7 protein-coding genes are annotated in these 8,340 nt (G+C 53.8%); 3 read left to right on the plus strand and 4 right to left on the minus strand.

What is annotated here, in order from left to right:
• Positions 1-550 (plus strand): KDGP aldolase (locus tag JO226_RS03940; RefSeq protein ID WP_293493569.1); only part of this gene is annotated, 550 nt, incomplete at its 5' end.
• Positions 551-590: 40 nt separating this feature from the next.
• On the opposite strand, the gene JO226_RS03945 is transcribed toward JO226_RS03940, so the two are convergent.
• The 4 genes from JO226_RS03945 to JO226_RS03960 form a co-directional block, all read right to left on the minus strand.
• Positions 591-1,124, minus strand: coding sequence for a DUF4136 domain-containing protein (locus JO226_RS03945; RefSeq protein WP_293493572.1), 534 nt, complete (start codon positions 1,122-1,124; stop codon positions 591-593).
• A 147-nt stretch (positions 1,125-1,271) separates the two neighbouring features.
• Entirely contained in the window at positions 1,272-4,418 is a 3,147-nt protein-coding gene (locus tag JO226_RS03950) for a CusA/CzcA family heavy metal efflux RND transporter (protein ID WP_293493575.1), read from the minus strand.
• A 10-nt stretch (positions 4,419-4,428) separates the two neighbouring features.
• Entirely contained in the window at positions 4,429-5,427 is a 999-nt protein-coding gene (locus tag JO226_RS03955; RefSeq protein WP_293493578.1) for an efflux RND transporter periplasmic adaptor subunit, read from the minus strand.
• Between the two features lie 119 nt (positions 5,428-5,546).
• Positions 5,547-6,821: a TolC family protein gene (locus tag JO226_RS03960; protein WP_293493580.1), complete on the minus strand. Its 1,275-nt coding sequence runs from the start codon at positions 6,819-6,821 to the stop codon at positions 5,547-5,549.
• A gap of 339 nt (positions 6,822-7,160) precedes the next feature.
• Here JO226_RS03960 and JO226_RS03965 point away from each other — a divergent pair, with 339 nt between their 5' ends.
• Together JO226_RS03965 and zntR are read left to right on the plus strand one after the other, a co-directional pair.
• Positions 7,161-7,502 (plus strand): YdgH/BhsA/McbA-like domain containing protein, encoded by a 342-nt coding sequence (locus JO226_RS03965; protein WP_293493583.1) that lies wholly within the window; start codon positions 7,161-7,163, stop codon positions 7,500-7,502.
• 138 nt (positions 7,503-7,640) lie between these two features.
• Positions 7,641-8,069: a Zn(2+)-responsive transcriptional regulator gene (gene zntR, locus JO226_RS03970; RefSeq protein ID WP_293493586.1), complete on the plus strand. Its 429-nt coding sequence runs from the start codon at positions 7,641-7,643 to the stop codon at positions 8,067-8,069.
• Positions 8,070-8,340: the final 271 nt, after the last annotated feature.

The raw sequence follows: 8,340 nt of genomic DNA on the forward strand, positions 1-8,340 counted from the left end.
TCTTGGCGCGGGTGACCCGGCGCAGTTTTACAAAGCGGCGATGATCGCCGCCAGCGTGCATCCGGCGCACGTCAACCAGACCTTTACCGGCTGCGGTTTCGCCGCAGGAACGCTCGCCGCCACCCGCGGCACCCACACGCGAATTAACGCCCTGGTGAGCCCGACCGGTACGCCGGGAAAAGTGCTTATCTCCACCGGTGTCAGCAGCGCGAAAGGAGTGCCTGCGCAGGTCTCCTGCGATGCCGCTATCCGCATGATTCAGGATATGGGCGCCCACGCGGCGAAGTTTTTCCCGATGAGGGGCGAAGCATCGCTGGACGAACTGCGCGCGCTGGCGCTGTCCGCAGCGCAAAACGGGATGACGCTGATTGAGCCCACTGGCGGTATCGACCTCGATAACGTTGGCGTTATCCTGCACACCTGTCTGCAGTCAGGCGTACCTCAGGTGATGCCGCATGTATACAGTTCGATAATCGATGCCGAAAGCGGCAACACCCGACCGCAGGACGTCGCGGCGCTGCTGGAGATAGTCAAACAGCAGCTATCCTGACAAAAACGGGGGGGCGCAATGCCCCCGATAGTCTGTAACCTTATTTACCCGAGACTGCCGCCGTAGGATAGCGTGCGAAAATCTGCGCTACCGCGTGCTGAATATCCATGGCGGTGAAGGTGTCGTCCTCTCCGGGCTCAAACTGGCTCATATTCCCCTGCCAGATTTGCTGTTTCTTGTGGACGTCCACCACATCAATACTCAGGCTGTTATGCGTCCAGTTAACCGGGGTTTGATCGTAAGCTTCCCAGTCCCAGGCGCCGCCCCATCCTACATAGGCAGGCACAAATTCCTCTTCCACTTCTTTTTGTTGCAGCAAATTCGCATTCACCACCAAATCGGGGCGATTGCTGCGCTGATAGCCCAGTTTCGTCATCTCATAGCTGACCGCCGACTGGAGGTAGCGTTGCTGGATGGTCAGATACGAACCGGCCGCCGACGGGGCAAAATTCCAGGTGTGATACTGCTGAAAATTCACCGCGCGGTCGTAGTCACTTTGAATTTCTGGCGGGCTGGCACAGCCCGCCAGGGTTAAACAGAGCACCACACAAGCAACAGAATGCCCGATACGCATACATGCCTCCTCAGAGGATTTATCTCAGGCAAAACGGGTACTTTTAGATCGTAGCAAAGCTGTATCCGGCGGTGGCAACGCATCGTAAACAGACGGGGGAAAAATTATGTACAAACATTTCCCCTTTATTAATGCATAAAACCGATGTTATGAGATATCCGACTCCTGTTTCTCATCGCGCTGGCTAACCGCCTGAGCCAGACCAAACCGCTTCGTATGCCAGGTCTCCGTTATTTCATAAAACAGCGGCAACAGGAGCAACGTCAGGGCCGTAGAGGTCAATAATCCCCCCACCACAACTGTGGCTAATGGGCGCTGAACCTCGGCCCCGACCCCGCTGGAGAGCAGCATGGGGATAAGACCCAGTATGGCAACCGTGGCGGTAATAAGCACAGGGCGCAGACGCTGAACCGCGCCCAGCCTGACTGCATCCCGGATACTGGCGCCCTGCTGCCTCAGTTCATTGAAGAATGACACCATCACAATCCCGTTCAGCATCGAAACCCCAAAGACCGCGATAAACCCGACCGAAGAAGGAACCGACATATACTGACCACTTACAAACAGGGAAAGCACGCCACCCGTCATGGCAAACGGCACATTCGCCATGATAAGCGCGGCATGCCGGAGCGTCCCGAATGCCGTATAGAGCAGGATAAAGATAAGCCCAATCGTCAGCGGCAGGATCACGGCAAGTTTGCCCATCGCGCGCTGCTGATTTTCAAATGCGCCGCCCCAGCTACTCCAGTACCCTTCAGGAAGTGGGTTGTTTTTTGCGATGGCCTGGCTTGCCTCCTGCACAAAACCGTCAATATCGCGCCCCTCAACCTCCATCTGCAACACCACATAACGTTGCAGCCCTTCCCGGCGCAGGAAAGCGTATCCTTCCGCCAGTTCAATATCCGCAACCTGAGACAGCGAAATCAGTTGCCCCGTCGCCCCACGCAGCGGGATGGCGCCAATGGCAGAAACCGAATCCCGGTAAGCGGAACTGAAGCGGGTCACCAGATCAAAACGGGCCGTTCCTTCTGTAATGGTTGAGATGCTGGCGCCGCCTATCCCTGACTCCACAACATCCATAATATCGCTGGTATTGACGCCATACCCGGCCGCCTTTTCCCTGTCGACCCGGATAACCACCTGGGGCTTGCCCTTGCTGGACTCCGTGGACAGTTCCTCTACGCCTGCAATCGTCGCCAGCGTCGTCTGTATCTGTTGACTTAGCCGGTCAAGCGTTGCGCTATCGGGACCGTAGATTTTCAGCGCCAACGTCGCCCGGATCCCCGAGATCAGCTCATCGACACGCATCTGTATCGGCTGTGTCGCGCTGAACAGCGCGCCCGGGTATTTTTGCTCAAGAACGGCCTGAATATTGCGGGCCAGTTGCTCATAAGAAATATCCTCCGGCCAACTGTCCTTCGGGGCCATGGTCAACAAAATCTCCATTGAATTGACGTCCGCCGTTTCACCTTTCTCCGCCCGGCCAATGGTGGCGACAACGTCCTTCACTTCCGGGAACTGCCCGCGAATGTCATCGGCTACTTTTCGGGAGAGCGACAAGGTACTGTCCAGTGAGGTCGATGGGATCGAGGTAACCCGGAACATCAGGTTGCCCTCCTGCAACTGCGGCATAAACGATTTCCCCAGAAAGGGAAACAGCGCCAGAGACAGCAGCAATGCGGTGGCGGTTACCCCGATAGTCCATTTCCGGTGGGACAAGACCAGACTGAGCAGCGGCTGATAGCCCGCGCTTATCCAGCGGACAATGCGCGTTTCATTTTCATGCGCAGGTTTAAGCCACAGGGAAGAAAACACCGGGACGACAGTCAGCGACAGAATCAGCGACCCCAGCATGGCGAAGCTTATCGTCAGCGCCATCGGACGGAACAGTTTACCTTCCAGGCCGTCAAGCGTGAGCAGCGGGGTGAAGACCACGACGATGATCAGGATCGCAAAGGCCACGGGCGCCGCAACTTCCCGGGCGGCCTCCAGTATTTGCAGCGTGAAACTGTGTTTTACGCCGCTGGCATGATTGATAGCCAGCCGCCGATGGATGTTCTCGACCATAACCACCGCGCCATCCACCATCATCCCGGTGCCGATGGCCAGACCAGCCAGCGACATCAGGTTCGCCGACAGTCCGAAGTACTGCATCATGATGAACGCCAGCAGCATGGAGCCCGGCAGCGTAATGATCACAATAACCGCGGAACGCAGCTCGCCCAGAAACAGAAACAACACAATGGCCACCAGAATAGCGCCTTCCAGCAGCGCGCTCTGCGCCGTGTTCAGGGCAAGTTCAACCAGGTCGGTCCGGTCGTAAACCGCGTTTAAAGAGACACCTGCAGGAAGCAGCGTATTGACCACATTGGCGATTTTATCCTTCACGCCGTTGACGACCAGGCTTGCATTTTCGTTAATGCGGGCCAGCACCATTCCCATGACCACTTCCTGGCCGTTTTGCGTGACAGCGCCAGCACGCACCGTGGGGGTGAACTCCACCCGGGCAATATCACGAATATAGACCGGTTGATCGCCGGCGTTTTTAATACGCAAACCCGCAATATCGGACACGCTTTCCAGTTGCCCATAACCGCGAACCAGATACTGCTCTTCGCCAATATTGATACTCTGACCACCGGCCTGGCGGTTGTTTCCTGCCAACACAGGGAGAACATCCGCAAGCGTGATGCCATACTGCGCCATTTTGTCTGGATCGAGGGTGACCTGATATTGTTTTTCTTCCCCGCCCCAGGAGACGACATCATCGACGCCAGGCACGGTTTTCAGGATCATGCGGATAGTCCATTCCTGAAGCGTACGCAGCTCCATGTTACTGAGCCCGGAGTCCCCGGCATCCAGGGTATACCAGTAAACCTGCCCCAGACCGGAGGAGTTGGCGCCCAGAACCGGCGGGCTGTATCCTGCGGGAAGCAGATCCCCAATCTCCTGAAGTTTTTCCCCCACCCACTGACGGGCAAGGTAAATATTGGTGTTGTCCGTAAAATTGACGCTGATGTAAGAGAGACCCGCCAGCGACATGGAGCGGATCTGTTCCACATTAGGCAACCCCGCCATGCTGCTTTCCACAGGCACCGTAAACAGCTTTTCAATATCTTCGGCGGCAAGCCCGGACGCCTCGGTGTAGATGTTGACCTGTACCGGCGTCACATCCGGAAAGGCGTCCACGGGGACGCTGCGAAACGCCATGACGCCATAGCCCATAGCCGCCAGAAATAGCACAATGACCAGAAGCCTGAATTTCAGGGATAACGTTATCAATGAACTGAGCATGGGTGTCTCCTTAGTGCCCGCCAGCCGTTTCAGCGATCAACAACCGGGATTTCAAATCGTAGGTCTGGTTCACCACCACACGATCCCCGGGTTTCAGTCCACGGGTGATTTCCGTCCGGCCCGTTCCTTTCCTGCCGGTCGTCACGCTAACGGGTTGGTATTCTTTCCCGGCGACGGCAACAAATACCGCCGGTTTACCGTCCATCAGGGTTAGCGCCGAATCCGGTACGCTGAAGACCGGCTCTGGCGAGGTGTAGCGAATATAGGCAGTCACCAGCATTTCCGGTTTCAGACGCGCATCCTGATTGTTAACCGTGATATGCGCGGGCAGCGTTCGGGATGTTGGGTCAAGCGTGCCTGCCGAACCGACCAGTTGACCGGAAAAGGATTCGCCAGGCCAGGCACTGGCCTGAATACGCACCTGCGCGCCAGGGTTCAGAAAACGCACTTGCGATTCCGGCACGCTGGCGACGATCAACACGGTGGAGAGGTCGCTTAGGGTAAACAACACATCTGCGGGCGTGACGGCCTGCTCCCGGCGCAGTGCGGTGGTCAGTATGGTGCCGTTGAAAGGCGCTGTAATCGCGACTGGCGAGCCCGCTTTGCCGTTGGTGCCGATCAGCGTCTGACGCCCCTGTACGGCATCAAACTCCGCTTTTGCCTGCTGCCAGGCGAGCCTGGCGGCGGTCAGCTCGTTACGGGGAATAATCTCCTCCGCCATCATCTTTTGCTTACGTTTGTACAATTCGGTGGCCGCATTGAGGGTGGCGCGAGCCTGCACCACGGCATTACTTTCATCGCGAAGCTGAATACTGTCCACGGTCGCGAGCGTTTCGCCCTTACTGACGATTTGTCCCGGCAGGACATTCACGGAGGCGACCCAACCGCCGATCCGCGACGAGATAATGGCCGAGCGGCGCGGGTCTTGTTGTATGGTGGCAAGAACGCGAAACTCCCCTTCCAGGGGGGTTGCTTCAACGGTTTCGAGAAGGACGTTTTTGTTGGTCAAAACCGTCTCCGTTTCTCCCGGCGAAACCGCTGAGGCCCTGACTGAAGGGGCTAAAAAAAACAGGAAAATAAGGACATACAGAAATGAAAGGACATTGGGATGTTGTGCATTGTTCTGAATCATGGAAGCTCCTGTCCGCGCCAGTTAGCGATATTTTCCAGGGTCAAACGCGTGGTCTGGTACTCGAGTAATGTGTCCAGTCGGGTACGTTGCGCGTTCAGGATCTGCTGGCTGGTCAGCAGGACGTCAGGCAGACTGCTCTGCCCGCTCTCCTGCGCCAGCAAAGTGAGGCGTTTATTCATGTCCGCTGCGGGGAGTATCTGTTTATTCAGGATTTCTACCCGGCTTTTCAGGTTATCCAGCTTGTTCCACTGGTTTTTCAGTTGCTGCTTCTGCGCATTGCGGAAAGTGTTCAGGTTCAGTTGTGAACGTGTCAGCGCGGTGGTGGCCTGGCCTATCCCTGCTTCATTTCTCTGGAAGAAAGGGAGCGGGACGGAGACGGACAACGTCGTCAGATCCTCACGGCTGTTGTCCGGACCATCCCGCGTATAACTGACCCCCAGCGTAACGTCAGGGATCCGCGCCGCTTTCTGTAGATCCAGCTCTGCGCTGGCGCTTTTCTCCTGCCATTCGAGCGTACGAACGCCGGGAGTATTCTCCAGCCGGGCATTCAGGGACACATAGGTATAGGGAAGCGCTTTGGCGGTATTGTCAAAATCCCCCCGCATCTCAGGAATCGCGTCCTCAGAGGTCAGCAAATAACGCGCCAGTTCGTTGCGGGTATCCTGTAGAGCCTGCCTTGCGGCCAGCAGTTGGTTACTGGCAAGCTGGCGTTCGATGGTGGCAAGGTTGTTATCAAGACGCGTCGCGCTACCGGATTGCCGCTGCCGGGCAACCAGTGATTCCGCACGGGAATACAGCGCTACGGCATCACTTTCCAGGCGGACTTTTTCCTGTAGCACCAGTATCTGGTAGAACAGGATCGAGGTGGTCAGCACCACCTGATTGCGGGTGTCCAGAGATTCTTCCCGGAAGGTATTCATGGCCGAACGGGCTGACGCCTGCCGGTATCCCTGTTGCCCGGCGACTTCAAACGTCTGGGAAATACCCGCCCCCCATTCGCTTTGTCGCACCTGGTCAGGATTACCCGCCACATTACGTCTTTTCCCGCTATTCCAGTCGATAACCGGGTTATTAAATAACAACGCTTCTGCCGACTGTGTTTCTCCCGTCAACGCATTCAACTGCGCCTGCTGCACAGGTAAGCTGACATTATTTTTAACGGCGTACGGCAGAAGCTCAGGCAGCGTGGCCGGTATCAATGCAGCGGACGAATAAAAAGAAATAAAAATACCTGACAATAATGGAGAAAATATGTAGATTTTACGCAACATAAATACATCCTTGCCGATAAGGGGTGAGATAGGCGATATGATACACTCTGGACCTGATTCCAGATTCAATATACAAAAAGGGGATTTACGTGATATTACATTTATTGGAACTGAGGAGTCACTCCAGTGTCTGGCACACCATCACATGACCTTATGCAGCGAGTATCTTTTTAAACAAAATAACACATTGACTTTTAAACATAATGAAATGGGAATTATAAATTCATTCTGCAATGGCATTGTAATTATTTTATTAGCTACAGTATTTAATTCTCCATCTGTGAAAATTTAGTTAAAGACAAACCATAACCTATTGAAGCTGAAGTTAACTCCAGTGTTATGTTAGCGTTGCAGCTCGCCGCTGCACGTTTAATTAACGATAAACATATAACATTGAGAGGCAACAAAATGCTCAAAAAAATAATGCTCGCTACCGCCGTCGTATTTTCCTTTATGTCATTTCAGGCCGCAGCCGCCAAGGAAATCACCCGAGAAGAAACCAGTCAGTATGTCCATATGGGTGATATTTCTGTCGGAGGTAATTTCGTTTCATCGGAGGATGCTCTTGCCGCAATTAAGGCGAAAGCAGAAAAAGAAGGGGCTGATTATTTTTTCGTTAGCCGATTCACTCGAGGCAGCATTGGCTTTGGTACCAATGCCGTATTGTACAAAGAAAAATAATCGCCAGGGGAAATGGCACTTTTTAGACACAGTGCCATTTTCCTTTCCATTGAAATAATACCTATCGCATCAGCTTTCCTCATCCCTTAAAGGGAAGCTGATACTTCTGGTAAAATAATGAATCAGGAGAGAAATGTTATGTATCGCATAGGAGACCTGGCGAAGCTAACTGGCGTAACCCCAGATACCATCAGGTATTACGAAAAACAAAATATCCTGCAGCATAACGCGCGTACTGAAGGGGGTTTCCGCTTATATACAAAAGACGACCTACAGCAACTGCGTTTTATCCGCTATGGCCGTCAGTTGGGATTTACGCTGAATGCGATTAAAGAGCTGCTGGCGATTCAAGTTGCACCGACACGTTACACCTGTAAAGACTCGCAGAATATTGTGAATGCGCGCTTGTGCGAGGTTGACGCGCGCATTGCAGAATTCCAGATCATGCGAAACTCATTGCAACGATTAAATGATGCATGCTGCCACGCCGACCATAACAGCGATTATTGTTCGATACTGGAGATATTTGAGCAATTCGCCGAAACCGGTCCCCCTAAGGCTGATTAAGTCAAAGGCTGGCGTCCTTGTAATTGGTGGGGGAGGTGGTTGAGTTTGTTGGAGATTTTGATTTTTTGCGTGGAAGGGAAGGTGCAAAAAGAGTGGCGATGGTGTTGATATGGAAGGTTTTTTTGTATGGTTATGATTTTTAGGGTGATTGTTGGGGGCGTGTTGGCTGATTTTCCCTAGAACGCTTTACGCCATGAAACATACACTGCGCACGTGATACAGTACGTCAGATATCTAAAATCTCATGGCCCACTTTGATGGATTACTTACA

The organism is Pluralibacter sp. (assembly GCF_019237635.1).
Lineage (GTDB): Bacteria > Pseudomonadota > Gammaproteobacteria > Enterobacterales > Enterobacteriaceae > Enterobacter_B.